2 protein-coding genes are annotated in these 1,706 nt (G+C 60.3%); both read left to right on the top strand.

Translation table 11 applies throughout. The features are described from left to right. A partial coding sequence (locus tag ACUVTA_RS09635) for a DUF3883 domain-containing protein (RefSeq protein WP_445952720.1) occupies positions 1-490 on the top strand: 490 nt, incomplete at its 5' end. A 23-nt stretch (positions 491-513) separates the two neighbouring features. Then, a partial coding sequence (locus ACUVTA_RS09630; RefSeq protein WP_445952719.1) for a DUF1156 domain-containing protein occupies positions 514-1,706 on the top strand: 1,193 nt, incomplete at its 3' end.

The raw sequence follows: 1,706 nt of genomic DNA, 5'->3' as shown, positions 1-1,706 counted from the left end.
GAAAAAAGCAAGGCTTCTGGACGAGATCCGCGCGGAAACCAACCTTTATCCTTCAGAGCCGGAGGTCCTTGCCGTGGTGCGTATAGTGCCTGAAGTGCCGGCCGGAGAAATGGCCAGCGACGCAGAGATCGAGCAGATCGGGATGGAGGTAGCCCTGAATTACGAGCGGGAACAGGGCCGAGAGCCGGAGGATGTTTCCGCCCGGGCGCTCGGCTATGATATCCGTTCCGTTGATCCCGCCGGCCATTACCGGTACATCGAAGTGAAGGCCCGTGCGGGAACTGGCGCCGTCGCGCTGACCCCGAACGAGTGGCTGATGGCCAACCGCCTGGGCGACGAGTACTGGCTCTACGTGGTAGAGAACGCAGCCAGCAGCCCGGTTCTCTACACCCTCCAGAACCCGGCGGCGAAACTTTCGCCGGAGGAAGTGGTGGAGACCGTGCGGTACGTGGTGAAGGACTGGCGGAGCGTGGCAGTTAGGGCGGGATAAGGCTAGAAGGAGGCATCGCCGGGGTGGATAGAAAAAATACACTTATCGAAAGCACCCTTCCAGTTAAAGAAGTCAGCGAGGAATCGGCGCGGGAGAAGAATATCCGGCACGGGCATATCTCCACCCTGCACATCTGGTGGGCCAGGCGGCCGCTGGCGGCCTCGCGGGCGACGATTTACGCAGCGCTGGTTCCGGAGCCGAAGGACGAGCTGGAGCGTATTAAACGGGCGGAGTTCATCACTGAGCTTTGCAAATGGGAGAATTCCCTAAACCCGCAACTTATCGGGCGGGCCAGAAAAGATATCCTAACGGCGAACGGCGGCAAACCGCCGCGGGTGCTTGATCCCTTTGCCGGGGGCGGGTCAATATCACTTGAAGCCCTGCGTTTGGGATGCGAAACCTACGCCAGTGACCTCAACCCGGTGGCGGTGCTGATCGAAAAGGCAACGCTTGAGTTTCCGCAAAAGTACGGGAAGCCCGTTAAACGCAGCGAGGAAACCGGGATCGGCACGGTGGACCGGGAGGTCAACCCGCTTTTGGAGGACGTGAAACGCTGGGGCAACTGGATTTTAGAAGAAGCGAGGAAGGAGATTGGGCGCTTCTATCCTGCCGATCCCGACGGCAGCATTCCGGTGGGCTACATCTGGGCGCGGACGGTCAGGTGCAAAAACCCCTCCTGCGGCGCGGAGATACCTTTGATGCGTCAGACCTGGCTGGCGAAGAAGGATGACAAAAAGGTGGCCCTGCGCATCGTGCCGCGGGGCAACAGGGTGGAGTTTGAAGTCGCGACAGGCGCGGCTGTTGATTTTAATCCTGAGGAAGGAACCGTTGCCCGGGCGAAAGTGATCTGCCCCTGCTGCGGCAGCGGTTTGTCGGACAAAGAGGTGCGGCACCAGTTTCAGGAGGGCCGGGCCGGAGAGCGGCTGGTGGCGGTGGTGCTGCACCACCCCAACCGGCAGGGAAAGACTTACCGCCTGGCCACGGAAAAGGATATGCAGGTTTTCCGGGAAGCCGCGCGATATCTGGAACAGAAGCGGGAGGAGCTGGGGGATAAGTGGGGCGTGGACCCGGTGCCGGATGAACCTTTAAAACGAGTTCCCGTAACTTTTGGTGTCATTAATGTATGGGTTTACGGTATGAACACTTGGGGCGACCTCTTCAACCCCCGCCAGAAGCTGGCGCTGATCACCTTCGCGGAAAAGGTGCGGCGGGCGCA

The sequence above is a fragment of the Thermodesulfitimonas sp. genome, assembly GCF_052743955.1.
The sequence above is the reverse complement of the archived record's forward strand: the minus strand, read 5'-3'. Positions and strand labels throughout refer to the sequence as shown.